The sequence below is a fragment of the Mycolicibacterium smegmatis genome (assembly GCF_001457595.1).
Lineage (GTDB): Bacteria > Actinomycetota > Actinomycetes > Mycobacteriales > Mycobacteriaceae > Mycobacterium > Mycobacterium smegmatis.
This window is the reverse complement of record NZ_LN831039.1, coordinates 2698177-2715831: the sequence shown is the minus strand read 5'-3', so window position 1 is coordinate 2715831 and position 17655 is coordinate 2698177. Positions and strand designations below refer to the sequence as shown.

The 17655-nt window shown below is 67.3% G+C and carries 17 protein-coding genes; 9 read left to right on the top strand and 8 right to left on the bottom strand.

Translation table 11 applies throughout. The annotated features are described in order from the left end of the window. Both AT701_RS12930 and AT701_RS12925 read right to left on the bottom strand, forming a co-directional pair. Positions 1-1251, bottom strand: a complete 1251-nt coding sequence (locus tag AT701_RS12930) for a cytochrome P450 (protein WP_014877431.1) — start codon at positions 1249-1251, stop codon at positions 1-3. Then, positions 1248-1952: a hypothetical protein gene (locus AT701_RS12925; RefSeq protein ID WP_011728437.1), complete on the bottom strand. Its 705-nt coding sequence runs from the start codon at positions 1950-1952 to the stop codon at positions 1248-1250. The genes AT701_RS12930 and AT701_RS12925 overlap by 4 nt, the downstream gene beginning before the upstream one ends. 75 nt (positions 1953-2027) lie before the next feature. Between AT701_RS12925 and AT701_RS12920 the strand changes: the two genes are divergently transcribed. Both AT701_RS12920 and AT701_RS12915 read left to right on the top strand, forming a co-directional pair. Further along, positions 2028-2912, top strand: coding sequence for an SMP-30/gluconolactonase/LRE family protein (locus AT701_RS12920; protein ID WP_011728436.1), 885 nt, complete (start codon positions 2028-2030; stop codon positions 2910-2912). 9 nt (positions 2913-2921) lie between these two features. Beyond that, a complete protein-coding gene (locus tag AT701_RS12915; protein ID WP_058125960.1) occupies positions 2922-3740 on the top strand; it encodes a thioesterase family protein in 819 nt (272 codons plus the stop codon). Here AT701_RS12915 and AT701_RS12910 read toward each other — a convergent pair whose 3' ends face one another. After that, on the bottom strand, positions 3741-3932 hold the full coding sequence (locus AT701_RS12910; RefSeq protein ID WP_058125959.1) for a ferredoxin: 192 nt from the start codon (positions 3930-3932) through the stop codon (positions 3741-3743). 13 nt (positions 3933-3945) lie between these two features. Then, complete coding sequence (locus tag AT701_RS12905) at positions 3946-5202, bottom strand: cytochrome P450 (RefSeq protein WP_058125958.1); 1257 nt, start codon at positions 5200-5202, stop codon at positions 3946-3948. 85 nt (positions 5203-5287) lie between these two features. Here AT701_RS12905 and AT701_RS12900 point away from each other — a divergent pair, with 85 nt between their 5' ends. After that, complete coding sequence (locus AT701_RS12900) at positions 5288-5848, top strand: TetR/AcrR family transcriptional regulator (protein ID WP_058125957.1); 561 nt, start codon at positions 5288-5290, stop codon at positions 5846-5848. A gap of 37 nt (positions 5849-5885) precedes the next feature. Beyond that, positions 5886-8135: a glycoside hydrolase family 3 C-terminal domain-containing protein gene (locus AT701_RS12895; protein ID WP_058125956.1), complete on the top strand. Its 2250-nt coding sequence runs from the start codon at positions 5886-5888 to the stop codon at positions 8133-8135. Between the two features lie 15 nt (positions 8136-8150). Here the strand turns inward: AT701_RS12895 and AT701_RS35050 are convergent, their stop codons facing one another. Beyond that, positions 8151-8708, bottom strand: coding sequence for a hypothetical protein (locus tag AT701_RS35050; RefSeq protein WP_223495527.1), 558 nt, complete (start codon positions 8706-8708; stop codon positions 8151-8153). A 187-nt stretch (positions 8709-8895) separates the two neighbouring features. On the opposite strand from AT701_RS35050, the gene AT701_RS12885 reads away from it, so the two are divergent. From AT701_RS12885 to AT701_RS12875, 3 genes are all read left to right on the top strand, one after another. Then, complete coding sequence (locus AT701_RS12885) at positions 8896-10035, top strand: phosphotransferase (RefSeq protein WP_058125954.1); 1140 nt, start codon at positions 8896-8898, stop codon at positions 10033-10035. 42 nt (positions 10036-10077) lie between these two features. Continuing rightward, on the top strand, positions 10078-10626 hold the full coding sequence (locus AT701_RS12880; RefSeq protein WP_003893908.1) for a TetR/AcrR family transcriptional regulator: 549 nt from the start codon (positions 10078-10080) through the stop codon (positions 10624-10626). Positions 10627-10691: 65 nt separating this feature from the next. Beyond that, positions 10692-12176, top strand: a complete 1485-nt coding sequence (locus tag AT701_RS12875; RefSeq protein WP_011728429.1) for an aldehyde dehydrogenase family protein — start codon at positions 10692-10694, stop codon at positions 12174-12176. A gap of 156 nt (positions 12177-12332) precedes the next feature. Here the strand turns inward: AT701_RS12875 and AT701_RS12870 are convergent, their stop codons facing one another. The 3 genes from AT701_RS12870 to AT701_RS12860 are packed head-to-tail and all read right to left on the bottom strand — an operon-like array spanning position 12333 to position 15550. Beyond that, entirely contained in the window at positions 12333-13397 is a 1065-nt protein-coding gene (locus AT701_RS12870; RefSeq protein WP_058125953.1) for an NAD(P)-dependent oxidoreductase, read from the bottom strand. A 3-nt stretch (positions 13398-13400) separates the two neighbouring features. Continuing rightward, on the bottom strand, positions 13401-14729 hold the full coding sequence (locus AT701_RS12865) for an MFS transporter (RefSeq protein ID WP_003893905.1): 1329 nt from the start codon (positions 14727-14729) through the stop codon (positions 13401-13403). Between the two features lie 44 nt (positions 14730-14773). Further along, the gene (locus tag AT701_RS12860) at positions 14774-15550 is read right to left on the bottom strand and encodes an SDR family NAD(P)-dependent oxidoreductase (protein ID WP_058125952.1); all 777 of its coding nucleotides are present in this window, start codon (positions 15548-15550) and stop codon (positions 14774-14776) included. 307 nt (positions 15551-15857) lie between these two features. Between AT701_RS12860 and AT701_RS12855 the strand changes: the two genes are divergently transcribed. Both AT701_RS12855 and AT701_RS12850 read left to right on the top strand, forming a co-directional pair. Next, complete coding sequence (locus AT701_RS12855; RefSeq protein ID WP_058125951.1) at positions 15858-16865, top strand: sugar-binding transcriptional regulator; 1008 nt, start codon at positions 15858-15860, stop codon at positions 16863-16865. Positions 16866-16972: 107 nt separating this feature from the next. After that, positions 16973-17641, top strand: coding sequence for a GntR family transcriptional regulator (locus AT701_RS12850; RefSeq protein ID WP_042510572.1), 669 nt, complete (start codon positions 16973-16975; stop codon positions 17639-17641). Positions 17642-17655 lie beyond the last annotated feature (14 nt).

The following is a 17655-nucleotide window of genomic DNA, read 5'->3' as shown; positions in this document are numbered from 1 at the left end:
TCACACCTCGACCGGCACGTTGTTCCAGCCCCACTGGAAGCTCGACGGCGGGCGCCGGGCCGCCCGCTCGTCGACCCGGAACTCGCCGACACGCTTGAGCCATTCGGTCACCATGATCGTGATCTCCAGACGCGCCAGGTGGACGCCGAGGCAGAAGTGCTGCCCGCGGCCGAACGCCAGTAGCCGTTCGATGCGGCGGTCCCAGATGAACGAGTCCGGGTCCGGGTATTCGCGTTCGTCACGGCCGGCCGATGCCAGCAGTGTGATGACGCGCTGTCCGGGTTGCAGCGTGGTGCCGTGCAGCGTGAACGGCTTTCGCACGGTGCGTGCGAACCACTGTGCGGGCGCGCAGAAGCGGATCATCTCCTCGCGCGCGATCGGCACGTTGGCGTCGAGGTCGGTTCGCACGGCCGCGAGTTGCTCGGGATGTCGTGTGAGTTCCCACAGTCCGTGCGCGACGATTTTCGGCACGGTCTCGGTGCCGCCGATGAAGACGCCGAGCATCTGCACGGCGGCTTCGAGATCGCTGAACGCCGATCCGTCGGGCAACCGGTACTGCAGCAGGTTGTCGACGATCGGCAGTTCGCGGCCTTCACCGGCGCGGCGCCGCTGCACCACCGGCGTCAGGTACTCCAGATAACCCGGGCGTGCGTTGGCCACCTCGACACCGCTGCCCGGTTCGGCGAGGCTCCCCGCGTTGACGGTGGCCAGCACGTCAGCCGCCAGATCCACCGGCAGCCCGACCAGTTCGCACACCACCGAGGCCGCGACGATGCCGCCGTAGTCCTGTGTGAGGTCGAACTGTCCACGCGGCAGCAGTTCGTCGAGACGTTCGTTGGCCAGGGTTCGGATGCGGTCGGCCAGTTTGGTCACCGAGCGTGGGCGGAACTGCGGCGAGGTGCACCGCCGCACGCTGTCGTAGATCGGGGTGTCGAAGTTGGCGTGAAACGGCATGGGATGCCATGGCGGATCCGGTACGGCGCCGTCGTTGTGTTCGGCGAGAACCGTTGCCGCGGGCAGGGTTCCCTCGGAGGCGACGAAGGTGCCGTCGTTGACCTCGAGCACCTCCCAGATGTCGGAGAACCGCGACAGCGCCCAGGTGTCCCACTTCTCGATGTGGTACAGCGGATACTTCTCGCGCAGCACACGGTAGTACGGAGTCGGGTCGGCCATCACGGCCGGATCGAACGGGTCGTAGCTGAACTCTCCCGTGACCGCCTCCGTCACAGGCGGTTTCACCGTCGTGGTCATCGCAGCGGGGACGGGGGCAGGGCCTGCAGGATCGAGTCCTCCCAACCGTCACGCAACGCGGGTGCCACGCTCATCCACGTGACGATCTCGGCCGGCGGGCTGTCCTTCCACGACGGGTAGTGGTTCTCGAAGCAGTCCCAGTCGTCGTCGAGGGCCCAGTAGTGGATCACCTCGTTGAACCGGAATGTCGTGATGAACGATCCCAGCCAGCGTTTACCGGTGCGCTCCGACCACGGCACGTAGAGGCGTTCGAGTTCGCGGATGTAGTCGTCCTGGCGGCCCGGCTTGGTCTGCATGACCTCCTGGATCACCAGACCGGCCTTGACGTCGTCCTGCCGGAGTTGCGCGAGCGTGCGGTTGTACCTGCCCGCGTACATGATTCGGCCCTCGCCGCGGGCCCCGGTCTCCGAGAGGTACGACGACCACCGGAGCGCCTGCTTCTCGTGGCTGCCACCGACGGCCTGCGCCCTGCCGATCCGCGCATAGTCGGCGAACGCGTCGATCTCCCAGATGATCGTCACCTGCGGCCAGTGACCGTTGTACGGCGTGGTCTCCCACACGGAGAACAACCGCGCCCCGAGGTCCTCCATCATCGGTCGGTAGACCTCGCCGAAGACCTCGGTGAACGTGTCGGTGCGGCCCGATCCCAGGTCGATCGTCTCGTGGAGATACAGCAACGTGTGGCTGTAGTACTTCTTCATCACGGTGCTCCGGTGGTTGACAGTGACACCTTGCGAGCGTGACACTCAAGGCGTGTTTTGTAAAGGTACGTCGCCGTGACGACGGAAGCCGGACCCGAACGGACGACCGAACTCGCCACCGGGTTCTGCTTCGGTGAGGGGCCGCGGTGGTTCGAGGGCCTGCTGTGGTTCTCGGACATGCTCGGCGAGGCCGTGCACACCGTCACCTTGGGCGGATCCATGACCACGTTGCCGCTGCCCGGACATGCGCCGTCCGGCTTGGGTTTTCGCCCCGATGGGACCTTGTACATCGTGTCCACCGAGAAGCGGCAGGTGCTGTGCTACGACGGCGAAACGGTGGAACTGCTTGCCGACCTGCACCAGGTGGCCCCGGCACCGCTGGGCGACATGGTGCTCGACGAGCGCGGACGCGCCTACGTCGGATCCCAGGCCCGCGGTGGCGGCGTCATCGTGCGGATCGACCCCGACGACCCCGTCGAACCGATCCGCGTGGTCGCCGAGGGTCTGGACTTCCCCAACGGCATGGCGATCACGCCCGACGGCGAAACCCTGATCGTCGCGGAGTCGACGGCCCGCCGGCTCACCGCCTACACCGTCGACGAGGACGGTGACCTGTCGGACCGCCGGATCTTCGCCGAGGGTCTCGACGGCCCGCCCGACGGCATCGCGATCGATCTCGAGGGCGGCGTGTGGACCGCGCTGACGCTCGCACACGAGTTCCAGCGCATCGTCGACAGCGGACCGGGCACGCCAACGGTCACCGACCGCATCGACGCCGGCGGGCGCACCGCGATCGCGTGTGCGCTGGGCGGCGCCGAGGGCCGCACGCTGTTCCTCGTGACCACCACCGACGCCTATCCGCAGCGGCTCGTGGGCACCAAGCTGTCCCGCATCGAGGCACTCGACGTCGCAGTGCCCGCGCCCGGCGATTTCGCCGTCGGCGACCATCATCACCACTGACAGGCGGACATGTCGGACTCCTACTACGAATTGCTCGACGCGGCAGACACGTTGGGCGAGAGGTTCGCCGCCACCGACATGGTGCGCGGCACGTGGTCGGCCGCCATCCAGCACGCCGCGCCGGCCTCGGCGCTGCTGGTGCGCGCGCTGGAACACTGCGAGCCGCGTGCCGAGACTCGGCTGGCCCGGGTGGCCATCGATCTGATGGGCGGCGTGCCGTCCGAGGGCGATCTGTGGGTGCGCGCCGAAGTGCAGCGGCCCGGCAAGCAGATCGAACTCGTCGGTGCCGAGATGCTCGCGACGGCCCCCGACGGTGAACCGCGGACGGTCGCGCGCGCGTCGGGTTGGCGCATGCTCACGCTCGACACATCGACACTGCAGCACACCGGGGTGTCACCGCTGCGGCCTCTGGAGAACGCGCGCAGTCACGACATGGCCAAGAACTGGGAGCCCAACTACGTGCACAGCATCGACTGGCGCTGGCTCACCGTGCCACTGGCACCCGGACCGGGCGAGTCGTGGCTGCGGCCCACGGTCGATCTGGTCAAAGGTGAGGCCATGACGCCGCTGCAGCGGTTGTTCGCGGTCGCCGACGACGCCAACGGCATCGGCAGCAAGCTCGACATCCGCAAGTGGACGTTCCTCAACACCGATCTCGTGGTGCACGTGCACCGCATCCCTGAGGGCGAGTGGATCGGGATCCGCGCCGAGACCAGCTACGGCCCCGACGGGATCGGCACCACGGTCGGCACACTGTTCGACTCCTCGGGCGCCGTCGGCGCGATCCAGCAGTCCGTGCTCGTGCGCCCCCGCCCGCCGCGCTCCTGATCAGTCCTCGATGCGCAGCGCCGCGGCCGGGCACTGGACGACTGCCTGGCGCATGCGATCCCGGTCGTGCTCGGGACGTTCGTTGCCGTGGATCAGCACGGTCCCGTCGTCCTGCACCTCGAAGACGTCCTCGGCGATGGTCTCGCAGATGCCGTGACCGGTGCACCTGGCGAGGTCGACCTCTACGCGCATGTCACCTCTTTCGCTACCGGATGTAGGCCGGGACTCGTTTGATGCCGTGGACAAAGCTGCTGTGCAGCAGTTCGGGCTCGCCGAACTCGATGGTCTTGAGGCGGGTCAGCAACTCGCGGAACAGGTTTCGCAGCTCGGTCTTGGCCAGCTGGTTGCCCAGGCAGAAGTGCGGGCCGCCACCGCCGAATCCGAGATGCGGGTTGGGTGAGCGGCTCAGGTCGAAGCGCTGCGGGTCGGTGAACACCGCCTCGTCGCGGTTGGCCGAGCAGTAGAACAGCCCCACCTTCTCCCCCGCCCTGATGGTCTGGCCGGCCACCTCGACGTCCTCGGTGGCGAAGCGCGCGAACTGGATCACCGGGGTGGCCCACCGCACAAACTCTTCGACGGCAGAACCGATGCGGCCGTCGAAATCCGCCATGAGCCAGTCGCGTTGGTCCGGATGTGCCGCCAGCGCCATCATCGCGTGCGTGGTGGTCTGCTTGGTGGTGTCGTTGCCCGCCGACGCCAGCAGGATGAGGAACGCGCCGATCTCCTCGTCGGTCAGTCGGTGTCCGTCGACCTCGGCGTTGACGATGCTGGTCATCAGGTCGTCACCGGGGTTGGCGCGCCGGAACTTCGCGAGCTCGACACCGGTGTTCGAGATCAGCATGATCTCGTTGATGGTGGCCACGGCCCGTTCCTCGAGCGACGAGTATTCGTCGTCGCTCATGCTGAACAGCTTCTCGGCGGCCTTGGCCAGCGCGGGTTGATCGGCCTTGGGCACGCCGAGCATGTCCGAGATCGTGCGCATCGGAAGTTGCGCCGAGCACGCCTCGACGAAGTCGACGTTGCCCACGCCGATCAGCTGGTCGACGACATCGACTGCGTTGGCGTGGATCTGCTCTTCGATCCGCCGGACGTTGCGCGGTGTGAAGGCCGAGCTGATCAGCCTGCGGTACACCGTGTGTTCGGGCGGATCCATCATCAGGAAGAACGTCGCGAACTTCTGCACGTCGGCCGGCATCGGGTCCAGCGCCACGCCCTGCGCCGAGGTGAACAGCTCGGGATGCTGGCTGACGAACTGGATGTCGGCGCGCCGGGTCAGCGCCCAGAACCCGGGCTCCTCGACGTCGAACAGCGTCGAGAGCGGTTGGTGCCAGCTCAGCCCCTCGGCGGCACGCAACTGCGCAAACGTCTCGTCGCGCACCGCGAACGGCCGGCTCCAGAACTCGTGTGACGTGATGTCGAACGGGCTGTATTCGCGTGCCTGCGCTGAGATGGCAACTGTCACGTTCCTGTCCTCCTACAGGCGTGCCGCGGTGGGCCACGCCGAGATTTAGCGTGACACTTACTCGATAGTTTGTAAAGCTTGTCCCATGGCTGGGACCGACGCTGGGACCGACGCTGGGACCGACGCTGGGACCGAGGCGAGCAGCACCCGCGAGCGCATACTCGCCGCCACCGCGGAGGTTCTCGGCAGCAACGGGACGACGAAACTCAGCCTGTCCGACGTCGCGTCGCAGGCCGGCGTCTCCAGACCCACGCTGTACCGGTGGTTCTCGTCGAAGCAGGATCTGCTCGACGCGTTCGTGGTGTGGGAACGTCGCGGCTACGAGCAGGCCGTCGCACAGGCCACCGGTGCACTGCCTGCATCCGAGCGCCTCGACGCGGCCCTGCGCGTCATCGCCGAGTACCAGCGGTCCTACCCGGGCCTGCGCATGGTCGACATCGAACCCGAGCACGTCATCCGGCGGCTGTCCCAGATCATGCCGCTGCTGCGCGAACGCCTGCAACGCCTCACCACCGGGCCCGACAGCGACGTCGCGGCGGCGACCGCGGTGCGCGTCGCGATATCGCACTACCTGGTGCGCAGCGACGACGCCGACGACTTCCTGGCACAACTGCGCCATGTGGCGCGGCCGAGGCGCCGGGAGTGAACCGGCAACCTCCGATGCGGGGCTACCCTCGGGAAGGGTGACGGACCCACTCGCACATGCCCCGACCCTGACGCTGACCCAGCAGGCCGCACTGGGCAGCGGCGCGAGTTTCTGGACCACCGAGGCTGTCGGGCACATCCCGTCGATCGTGCTCACCGACGGACCGCACGGCGTGCGCAGGCAGAGCGGGGCGTCAGATCACCTGGGTGTCGGCGGCAGTGAACCCGCGACATGTTTTCCTCCGGCCGTCGCGCTGAGCCAGACGTGGGACCCGGATCTCGTCGAACGCGTCGGCGCCGCACTGGGCGCCGAGGCCCGTGCGCTGGGAGTGCACGTGCTGCTCGGCCCCGGCGTCAACATCAAGCGGGACCCGCGCTGCGGCCGCAACTTCGAGTACTTCTCGGAGGATCCGCTGCTGTCCGGCGTGCTCGGCGCGGCGTGGGTACGCGGTGTGCAGGGCCGCGGTGTCGGTGCGTCGCTGAAACACTTCGCGGTCAACAACTCCGAGCACGACCGCATGCGTGCCAGTTCCGACGTCGACGCCCGCACGCTGCGTGAGATCTATCTGCGGGCGTTCGAGCACGTGGTGCGCGAGGCCGCGCCGTGGACCGTGATGTGCTCGTACAACCGCATCAACGGCGTGTACGCCTCCGAGAACACCTGGCTGCTCACCGACGTGTTGCGCGGCGAATGGGGTTTCGACGGCGTGGTGGTCAGCGACTGGGGCGCGGTGCGTGACCGTGTCGCGGCCGTGGCGGCCGGCCTGGACCTGGAGATGCCGTCATCGGGCGGTTTCGGCGACGCCGAGGTGGTGGCCGCGGTGACCGCGGGCGCACTCGACGCGCGTGCGGTGACCACGGCCGCCGAACGGGTGGCCGGCCTGGCGGTGCGCGCGTACGAAAGCCACAGCGCTGCCGGTCATTTCGACATCGGCGAGCTGACCGAGGCCCATCATCGCCTTGCGCGTGAGGCTGCCGCACAGGCCGTGGTGCTGCTCAAGAACGATCTGCGCGACGGAGAACCGATCCTGCCGCTGGCCCCGTCGCGGCTCGCGGTCATCGGGCCGTTCGCCGAGGAACCCCGCCATCAGGGCGGCGGCAGCTCACACGTCAACCCCACGCGCCTCGACATCCCGCTCGACGAGATCCGTGCCCGCAACGGTGATCAGGCTGCCACCCACTTCCCCGGCCTGCCAACCGATTCCGGACAGGACAGCGAGCAGGTGCGCGCGGAGGCGGTACGTGGCGCGGCCGAGGCCGAGGCCGCGGTGCTGTTCCTCGGCCTGACCGCCGACGAGGAATCCGAGGGCTACGACCGTGAGCACATCGACCTGCCGCAGGCGCAGTTGGCGCTGCTGCGTGCGGTGGTCGAGGTGCAACCCCGCACGGTGGTCGTGCTGTCCCACGGTGGCGTCGTACGCCTGGACGAGGTCGCGAAACACGCCCCGGCGATCCTCGATGGAGCACTGCTCGGGCAGGCCGGCGGCGGCGCCGTCGCCGACGTGCTGTTCGGGGCCGTGAACCCGTCCGGGCGCCTGGCCGAGACCGTGCCCGTACGCCTGCAGGACTGCCCGGCGTTCCTGAACTTCCCGTCCGAGAACGGCCACACCGTCTACGGTGAGCGCGTTTTCGTGGGTTACCGCTGGTATGACGCGCGCGCTCTCGAGGTCACGTTCCCGTTCGGTCACGGCCTGTCCTACACGGCGTTCGCGTTTTCCGATCTGGAGGTCGACTCCGACGGACCCACGGTGCGCGTCGTGGTGGCCAACGTCGGTCCGCGGGCCGGTCGCGAGGTGGTCCAGGTGTACGTGTCCAAACCGGACCCCCAAATCAGCCGGCCACCACGCTGGCTGGCCGGGTTCGGCAGCCTCAGCCTGGAAAGCGGTGAGCGTCGCACCCTTGAAATCCCCATTCGCCGAACCGATCTCGCGTTCTGGGAAATTCGCAGCGGACAGTGGGGCGTCGAGCCCGGTGACTACACGGTGTCGGTGGGCGCATCGAGCCGGGATCTGCGCCTGCATGCGACCGTCACCGTCGAGGGAGACGTCCCCAGGGCGGTGTTCACCAGAGAGTCGACACTGGGCGAGATCCTCGCCGACCCGGCCGCCGCGCCGTTGCTCTTCGAGACACTGGGCACCGCCGCGCAGGACGCACCCGCCATGGGAACCGATCTGTTGCGGATGCTGGAGTCCGTGCCGATCGAGCGGATGGTCGCGCTCTCCGGGGGCAAGGTGACCCCTGAACGTCTCGACGATTTGCTCGCGGCGCTCAACGCCGTGCGTCCGTGACCGCCGCGGCGTGCGTCAGCACCTGCGGAACCCGCGGCCCGGATCCCGCTCGAAGCCCGCGATCAACGGCTGGAACCAGATGTCGGGTTCGTCGGCGACGCGGCGCGCCACGCTGGACGCCGGATCGTGCAGATCCCGCACGAGCGTGGTGTCGATCAGCGAACCCCGCAGGGCCTGGGTCGCCACGGCATCGAGTAGTCCGTGGGCGTCACCGATGATCAGCGACAGGGTCACATGCTCGCCGATCGTGCGGGGATGGACGAAGCCGATCTCCAACTCGTCGGCCAGGTCGTCGAACGAGCGGGCCGCCATCATGCGCCACACCGCGGTCATCGTGCGGGTCACCACCGGGAAGCGCTGGAACACTCCCCAGTGTGCGTGTGCGGTCACGGGGTTGTCGCCGTTGGCGCTGATGTCCTCATAGGCCACCGCAGCCAGCGTGCGCGCGTGCGCGGCCACCCTCGCCAGCTGCGGCGCGGGCACCGGCAGCCTGCCGGGGAACAGGACGATCTCGGCGCCGTCGACCGGCACCTGCCCGCCCTCGCCCGGCAAACCCTTACGTATCGAATTCACATGCAACCCATCGAAATCCAAGCTCACCACACGCCCGCCGGCGCACCAGGCGCCACTCGCGGACACGTTTGTGTCTAACCGCACTTCACCAACCTCAAACGCTCCGCGCCCTTTGTCCGCTTCACTCCCGCGTGCCAACACTGCGCGTTTGCATTTACAAAAGCGCAGTTATTTGTAAACTTGACTGATGCTCTCGACGGTCCGTCGCATCCCACCCGCTCTTGCGCTGGCCGCCCACATCGGCCACGGTGTGCAGCGCGTCGCCGCCGACGCCGCGCTCGGCGGACTGCGGCGGTTCCCGCGTCGCATCTCCGATCTCGACGCCGGTTGCCTCAGCACCATCATGGGACGGACGGTACGCACGTTATCAGTACTCGGAGGCGACGCCGGAACGTCGTCACGGGCCCGGCTGGCGCTCTCGGGCGACGGCGTTCCCGAGACGGTGTTCGTCAAGCTGCCCGCCGAGACCGCCGCGACCCGGCTGATGGGTGAGCTCGGCAGGCTCGCGCACACCGAGGTCCGGTTCTACCAGCAGCTCGCGGCGGGCCTGCCCGGCGTCCCCCGCGCCCACGGTTCGGCGTTCGACGCGCTCACGGGGCGCTTCGTGCTGGTGCTCGAGGACCTCGCGCAGGAGCCCTGTGAGTTTCCCGACACGCTGCATCCACTCGACAAGGACCGCGCGGCGCTCACGGTCGAACTGCTCGCCCGTGTGCACGCCGCGTTCTGGGGCCGGCTGCCCGAGCGCAGCGGCCGCGGCCCACTCGGGTGGCTGTATTCGGCGTCCGGGGACGACACCTCGCTGCTGACCGGGACGCTCCTGAAGACCTCGACCCGGCGGCTCGCCGAGCGTACCGACATCCCGGTGGCCGACGGCCGGTTCATCGACGAGAACTACCGTGCGGCCGCACAACTGCTCGACCGTCCGCCGCACACCGTGATGCACGGTGACGCACACCCCGGCAACCTCTTCTTCCGCAACGGCGAGGCGGGCCTGTTGGACTGGCAGGCGGTGCGCCGTGGCCACCCCGGACGCGAGCTCGCGTATACGCTGATCACCAGCATGACGACCACCGACCGGCAAGCCGCGGAGAAAGACCTCCTCGACGAGTACCGTCGCGCGCTGGCCGCGGCAGGCGGCCCCAGGCTGGACGCCGACGAGTTGTGGGAGCGCTACCGCCTCGGCGCGGTCTATGCGTACACCGCGCCGGTCATCACCGCGGGGCTGGGCGGCATGCAGGACGACGGCATCGCGGTGGAGGGGGCTCGGCGCGGCGTCGCGGCGCTGGCGGACCTGGAAACCGTGGCTTTACTCAAGAAACTCTTGTGATGACCCTAGGATTTGAGAACCACGACCAACCGAGGCTCGACTGTGAATGAAGCTCTGCCCGCGGGAGCGGGTGCGGACACCTCGACCCGCCACCGGATCCTGGTGGCCACCGCCGAGGTGCTCGCTCGCAGCGGTCAGACCAAGTTGAGCCTGTCCGAGGTGGCGCTGCAGGCAGGGGTCTCGCGGCCGACGCTGTACCGGTGGTTCGCCGACAAGCAGGAACTGCTCGAGGCGTTCGGCAACTACGAGCGCGAGATGTTCGACAACGGGATCGGGCGCGCGACCGCGGGCCTGCGGGGCAACGAGAAACTCGATGCGGCGCTGCGGTTCATCGTGCAGTACCAGCAGTCGTATTCCGGCGTGCGCCTGGTGGACATCGAACCCGAGGTGGTCATCGCCCAGTTGGCACACGTCATCCCGATCATGCGCGCGCGCCTGCTCAAGCTGCTGTCCGGTCCCAACGCGGCGGTCAAGGCGGCGACCGCGATCCGGGTCGCGATCTCGCACTACATCGTGCGCAGTGACGACGCCGATCAGTTCCTCGCGCAGTTGCGTCACGCCGTCGGCATCAGGCAGACCGACACAAACTGATCGATCGCCCAAAAATTTCACGCAAGCTACTGACACTGAGGCGCATTTTTGTAAAGCTGTACAGCATGACTTCTGTGCAGGACGAGACCGGTGTTCTCGCGGGCGACGAGCGCATGCTCATCGACGGAGAACTGCAAACCACCGGCAGCGGTTCCACATTCGACGTGATCCACCCGGCCACCGAACAGGTTGCCGGGCAGGCCACCGACGGCACCGTCGAGGACATGTCACGCGCGGTGGCCGCGGCCCGGCGGGCGTTCGACCAGACGGACTGGTCACGCGATCTGGACTTCCGGTACCACTGTCTGACGCAGCTGCACGAGGCACTCGAACGCAACAAGGAGCGCCTGCGGCGCATCCTCATCACCGAGGTCGGCTGTCCGGTCACGGTCTCGGGCAGCCAGATCGAAAGCCCCATCGAGGAGGTCAGGCACTGGGCCGAGCACGGCAGGAACTTCGACTACCTGGTCGACACCGGGGTGCACCCGACCCAACTCGGCCCGGCCCGCCGCAAGATCCACTACGAACCCGTTGGTGTGGTGGGCGCGATCACGCCGTGGAACGTGCCGTTCTATCTCAACATCGCCGAGACGGTGCCCGCGCTGATGGCGGGTAACACCGTGGTGCTCAAGCCCGCTCAGCTCACGCCATGGTCGGGAACGGAGTACGGCCGCATCGTCGCCGAGGAGACCGACATTCCCGCGGGCGTGTTCAACGTCGTCGTCTCCAACGCCAACGAGGTGGGCGCGGCGCTCTCGGCCGACCCCCGCGTCGACATGATCACCTTCACCGGGTCGACCGCGACCGGGCGGGCCATCCTGGCCGCCGGCGCGCCGACCGTGAAGAAGACTCTGCTGGAGCTGGGCGGCAAGTCGGCGCACATCGTGCTCGACGACGCCGACTTCAACTCGGCGCTGTCGATGGCCGCGATGATGGCGTGCGTCATGAGCGGGCAGTCCTGCATCCTGCCCAGCCGGATCCTGTTGCCGCGCAGCCGTTACGACGAGGGTATCGAGATACTCAAGAACATGATGGAGAACTTCCCGGTCGGTGACCCGTGGACGCCCGGCGTCATGCAGGGCCCGCAGATCAGCGAGACGCAACGACAGAAGGTGCTGGGGCTCATCCGCAGCGGCATCGACTCCGGCGCGCGTCTGGTCACCGGAGGTGGCGTCCCGGAAAACCTTCCGGTCGGCTACTACACGCAGGCCACCCTGCTCGCCGACGTCGACCCCGATTCGCAAGTCGCGCAGGAGGAAATCTTCGGGCCGGTGCTCACGGTGACCCCGTACGACACCGACGACGACGCAGTGGCGATCGCCAACAACACCATCTACGGACTGTCCGGCGAGGTCTCCGGCGGCGACCTCGACCGTGCCTTCGCGATCGCGTGCCGCATGCGCACCGGCAACGTCACCATCAACGGCAAGAGCCACTTCGGGATCACCAGTCCCTTCGGCGGCACCAAGCAGTCCGGTCTGGGCTACCGCAATGGTGAAGAGGGTTACAAGGAATACCTGGAGGCCAAGACCATCGGCATGCCCGAATGAGCATTGACTTCGGTCTTTCCGAACTGCGCCATCTGGCCGATCAACTGGAGATCTCGGCGTTGCCGGCCCGCCATCGCGGGCCGGCATCGAACGTCGGCTTGTGTGCGTGTTCTCGCCGATAGTTCGACCACAAGCCCACGTTCGTGCCGGAGAAAATCAGCCCTCGGCCGCCAATTGCCCGCACGCCTCGGCGGTGGCCCTCCCCCGCCATGTCCGCTCGTCGAGCGCATCGCGCCCCAGTGCCGTCTCGGGGATCTCGTTGCGGGACACCGCGATCAGGGCATCTATGACTGATCGGGAGACGTCACGGGTGAAATCCGCGGTCCAGCACAGTGCATGCGGTGTGCAGATCACGTTGTCCATCGCGAACAGGGGGTCGTCGGCCGCTGGGGGTTCCGGATCGTATACGTCCAGCGCCGCCCCGGCGATCCCACCGTCGCGCAGCGCCCGGATCAGCGCCGGCTGGTCGACCAGCCCGCCGCGGGCGATGTTGATGAAGTAGGCACTCGACCGCATCTCCGCGAAGAACGACTCGTCGAGCATGCCGCGATTCTCCTCGGTCAGAGCCGCGGTCACCACGACGAAATCCGATCGTGCGGCCAGCGTTTCGCGATCGACGAGTTCGACACCCAGTTGTGCCGCCCGTTCCGAACGCCCCGACCTGGTGGTCGCGATCACCTCGACACCCAAAGGTGCGAGCATCCCGGCGAGTTCGGAACCGACCGACCCGAATCCCAGGATCCCGACCGTTCTGCCGTCCACCCCTGTGCCTCGATAGGCACCCCGCTGGAGCGCCCACTTTCCGGAGACGGTGACGCGATGGTTCTCCAGCAGGCGATGTGCGCACGCCAGCAGCAGCGTGAGCCCCGACAACGCGAGCGGCCGTCGCACCGCTGCGGGGGTGTTGGTGAGCACCACCCCCTCACGGGCCAGCGCGACCGGGTCGATTCCGTCATATCCCGCACCGAACCGCGCGATGTGCCGCAGCCGGGGCACCTGTCGCACCAGTTCGGCACTGAACGGGATATGGCCGAACGAGACCACCGCGTCGACACCCGCCAGCGCGGCCGGATCCACCGGACCGTGCACGGGAATCGGCGGCAGCAGGCGCCAGGAGATGCCGGCGTCCTCCAACCGGTGCAGACCGATGTCGCCGAATATCGTGGCACCGGTGGCGTCCGCACCGTCGGCGGTGAGACCCACCACGTAATCGTCGCTCATGGTTCACCTTTCCGAGATGGCGGCGGCAGATTCGTGGACGGGACGACGGACCATGAACCCGTAGACGCAGGCACCCAGCACGGCGATCACACCGGACACCAGGAAGGACGGTGTGTAGGAACCGGTCTTGTCGACGATGACGCCGGTGACCAGCGGGGCCAGCGCACCGCCGAAGTAACCGCCGAAGTTCATGATCCCACCGAACTGCGCGGCGTGCGTGTCGGGCACGATATCGCTTGTGAGCGCCCATGACTGGGACTGGACCGCAGCCACCAGACCGAGGGCTGCGCACAGCACCACGATCGCCAGGACGGGGTTGTGTACGAGCGGCACCACTGCAAGCAGGATTCCGAGGCCGACGGACCCGCCGATCAGGACCGTCTTCTTCGACCCGAAAGCGCTCATCCCGCGACGGCGCACCAGGGTGAGTGTGAGCCGGCCTGCGTAGATCCCGGTGATCGCCGAGGCCAGATACGGGATCGCGGCGACCCAGCCGGTCTGCGCGATCGAGACATCCAGGGTGTCCTGGAGGAACAGCGGCAGGAACGTGATGAAGATGTTCCAGATCCAGATCGAACTGAAGAAGCCGAGCATCATGCCCCACGTCTGCGGATAGGTGAAGAACTTGCCCCAGGGCAGGTGGGCCTTCGGCTGCGTGGTGTCGTCACGGCCGGCGACGATGTACCGGTACTCCTCCTCCGACAGGCGCCTGGACGACTCAGGGGCACGATAGTAGGCCCAGAAGGCCAGTGCCAGAACCAGACCCGCCAAGCCGATGATGAGGAACATCGCGCGCCACCCGAATGCCAGCGACAACACGGTGAGAACCGGAGGAGCGATCGCCGAACCCCACTTCGACCCGGAGTCCCAGATGCCCGCGGCCTGGCCACGTTCCTCGCGGGGGAACCATTCCGTGGTGATCTTGCTGGAGTTCGGTGAGTTGGGCGATTCGCCGACGCCCAGGAGGAAGCGGAAGGTGAGGAAGTGCGCCATGGTCTGCCCGACGGACATCAGCGCGGTCGCGACCGACCAGATACCGACCGCCGCGAAATACATTCTGCGAGCACCAAGTTTGTCGATCAGATAGCCGGCGGGCAGCTGACACAACGCGTAGGTCCACGAGAACACCGCACCCATGAGCCCGATGTCGGTCTTGGTCAGCCCGAGTTCGGCGATCATGTGCGGAGCGGCGATGGAGACCGACGAGCGGTCCATGTAGTTGAGGATCCCGGCCAGCAGCAACCAACCGAGAATCCAGTAACGCAGGTTCTTCACCTTCTTGGCGTCACGCTGACGACGAGCCTGGCGCGGCGAGTCGGACTTCAGATCCATGGCACTCCTTTGTGCGTGAGCGGGGATTCGTACTGGGGCCGAACTCAATTGACGACCAGGCCACCGTTGACGTTGTAGACAGCCGCGGTGATGAAGCCGGCGTCCTCGGACAGCAGGAACTCGATGGTTGCGGCGATGTCCTCGGTTCGGCCGACCCGATCGACTAGCAGGCCCTCGACCATCTCGGCCTTGCGCTCCTCGGTGAGAGTGCCACCCATGATGTCGGTGTCGATGGGACCGGGACTCACCACGTTGACGGTGACCCCGAACTTGCCGACCTCGCGTGCAACGGCTCGACTGAGGCCGATGACGGAAGCTTTCGATGCCGAGTACGGCACCTTGCTGTAGGTACCGCCGCCCAGTTGGGCCGATGCAGACGACAGGTTGACCACACGCCCGACGCCGCGCTGCACCATGCCGCGCACCGCACGCTGATTGACGATGAAGGTGCCGGTGCTGTTGATGTCGAGCACCCGGTTCCATTCGGCGAGCGTCAGTTCCAGGAACGGAACGGGTGAGGCGACACCTGCCGCGTGCGCCAGTCCGACGACCGGCGGGAGTTCGGCCTCGATCGCGGTGAATGCGCGATCGACCGATTCGGCGTCCACGACGTCGACGCCGTAACCGAAAACCGTGGTGCGCGAATCCTTGTCGACCTCTCGCGCGAATTCGGCGACGGCCGCCTCGTCGACGTCGAGGGCCGCGACGTGCCACCCGGCCCGGGCGAGGCGCTGAACTGTCGCGCGCCCGATCCCGCGTGCCGAGCCGGCGCCGGTGACCACTGCGGTCCGCTGCGGTGGAAACGCGTGCAGAGCTGTCATGTGCATCTTCTTTCGGTGACGTGGGCGGGTCGAGGTAGCGGTCGGCAGGTGGACGAGCGGTTGAACCACCATCACCGGGGCAAACCGGTCGCCGACTTTGGCGCAGCTGACAATACTTCTCCGAAGTGATCTGGATAACACCAGTTCCTATAGGATATAGGTATAGGTGATGGCAGCGTCAATGGCAGAAAGTGCCTACGTTTTCCCGATCTGCCCTCAGAATCTGCAGGTTTTCGGCTGGAAGGCGGGAATATGATTCACAGCCAGGCGGCACAGACGCCCGCACACGGAAGTGAGGTGGCACCCGATGACGGTGGATGCGGTTGATTCGGCTGCTCATGGCGATGCAACAGACGCCGGAGATCTCACGGATGAGGAGCGGCGCCGCGTTGCCGACGCCGCAGAGCTCTACTACGTACAGGGGCTGAAGGTCGAAGACGTCGGCAAGCGCATGCACCTTTCCCGCTCGACCGTTTCTCGAATGCTCGCCCGGGCCCGTCAGCACGGCGTCGTCGAGTTCGTCCTGCATCGCACGCCGGACCGCTCCTCACACCTGGCGACCCAGCTCAACCAGCGTCTCGGCGTTCGCACGTTGATCGCTGACAGCGTGGATGCCGCTGAGTTCGCGGCTCGGCTCGAGGTGGTCGCCGAGTTCGCGGCACGCCGGCTCGCCGCTGTGGTCGGCACCAACATGACGATCGCCGTTGGTTGGGGCGCCACGGTCGAAGCGGTATCCCGGCACCTGATCTTCAGCCCCACCCGCGGGGCACGGGTTGTTCAGCTGAACGGTTCGGCCAACGCGTCCGCGTCGAACATCCTCAATGCCGGCCAACTCCTCGACAGATTCGCCCGCGCGTTTTCCGCCTCGGCACACCACTTTCCGGCGCCGGCATTCTTCGACTCCGCGACAACTCGTGAGGCCATGTGGCACGAGCGCTCCATTCAGCGCGTGCTCGGGATCCGTCGAAACGCTGATGTGGCGCTGTTCTCGGTCGGCGCGTTGGACAACGACGTTCCCGACCATCTGTACCGGTCGGGCTACCTCGATGCGGTCGATCTCCAGGAGCTGAGACGGGACGGGATCGTGGGACACATCGGCACCGTTTTCCTACGCGCCGACGGCACCTCGGACGGCATTGCGATCAACCGGCGCAGCACGGGCATGCCGCTGTCCGAGCTGCGCGGTGTACGGACGCGGATCCTGGTCGCAAGCGGTCCGGCGAAAACGGCAGCCGTGCTGGGGGCATTGCGCGCCGGCGCCGCGACCGACCTGGTGCTCGATGAGATCACCGCGCAGGCCTTGCTCGACGCCTGACCACCGCCGAGGGCGAAACGGCGGGATCGCAGCATCCCGGCGTCACATGAAAGGATTTGACCGTGGATGTCCCTGTGAGCCCGCCTATTCCTCGCCTGCGGCGAGCCATGCGGGACGAAGTGCGCGACGCGCTGCTCGCGATGCTCATGGACGGACGACTTGCCGCCGGGACATCGGTGAGCATCGACCGACTCTCGCGCGATCTCGGCGTCTCACAGACTCCGGTCCGAGAGGCCCTCGTCGAGATCGAGGCGACCGGGCTGGTCCACCGAGTCGCCCATCGCGGCTACCAGGTGGCGCCACCGATGACCGCCCAGCAGGCCGCAGAACTCGCCGACGCCCGCCTCGTCGTCGAGACGACTGCCGCCCATTGGGCGACCCGGCTCCGGGATCCCGAGTTGCTCCCCGACCTGCGTGCTGCACACCGCGCGCACGAGGAGGCCGCGTGGGCAGTGCGCGAGTGGGACGGGGTGACCCGCGATCGAAACGGCCTACCGGTCCCGTTGAAGCCGTATTTCGAAGCCGATTGGCGTTTTCATCAGACGATCCTCGACCACTGCGGCAACGGATTCCTGCGCCGGATGGTCGGAAGCCTGGGCGCCTCGGTGCAACGCATGCGACAGAATGTGCACCGCGGGCCCGTGGACACCGAGTTGGCGGTCGCCGAACACGGCCGCGTGCTGGCCGCTGTCGAAACCGGTGACCCACAGGCTGCCGCGGACGCGATGCGTGCCCACATCGAAGCGGTCCGCGAGCGTTCGATCGCCGACGCCTGAGCAGGCCCGGCATC

Bases quoted from the DNA above. Each gene is read 5' to 3' on its own strand.
- AT701_RS12855 (WP_058125951.1), top strand. From the start codon at position 15,858: ATGACGGTGGATGCGGTTGATTCGGCTGCTCATGGCGATGCAACAGAC.
- AT701_RS12930 (WP_014877431.1), bottom strand. From the start codon at position 1,251: ATGACCACGACGGTGAAACCGCCTGTGACGGAGGCGGTCACGGGAGAG.
- AT701_RS12870 (WP_058125953.1), bottom strand. From the start codon at position 13,397: ATGAGCGACGATTACGTGGTGGGTCTCACCGCCGACGGTGCGGACGCC.
- AT701_RS12865 (WP_003893905.1), bottom strand. From the start codon at position 14,729: ATGGATCTGAAGTCCGACTCGCCGCGCCAGGCTCGTCGTCAGCGTGAC.
- AT701_RS12910 (WP_058125959.1), bottom strand. From the start codon at position 3,932: ATGCGCGTAGAGGTCGACCTCGCCAGGTGCACCGGTCACGGCATCTGC.
- AT701_RS12925 (WP_011728437.1), bottom strand. From the start codon at position 1,952: ATGAAGAAGTACTACAGCCACACGTTGCTGTATCTCCACGAGACGATC.
- AT701_RS12900 (WP_058125957.1), top strand. From the start codon at position 5,288: ATGGCTGGGACCGACGCTGGGACCGACGCTGGGACCGACGCTGGGACC.
- AT701_RS12875 (WP_011728429.1), top strand. From the start codon at position 10,692: ATGACTTCTGTGCAGGACGAGACCGGTGTTCTCGCGGGCGACGAGCGC.
- AT701_RS12885 (WP_058125954.1), top strand. From the start codon at position 8,896: ATGCTCTCGACGGTCCGTCGCATCCCACCCGCTCTTGCGCTGGCCGCC.
- AT701_RS12850 (WP_042510572.1), top strand. From the start codon at position 16,973: ATGCGGGACGAAGTGCGCGACGCGCTGCTCGCGATGCTCATGGACGGA.
- AT701_RS12915 (WP_058125960.1), top strand. From the start codon at position 2,922: ATGTCGGACTCCTACTACGAATTGCTCGACGCGGCAGACACGTTGGGC.
- AT701_RS12860 (WP_058125952.1), bottom strand. From the start codon at position 15,550: ATGACAGCTCTGCACGCGTTTCCACCGCAGCGGACCGCAGTGGTCACC.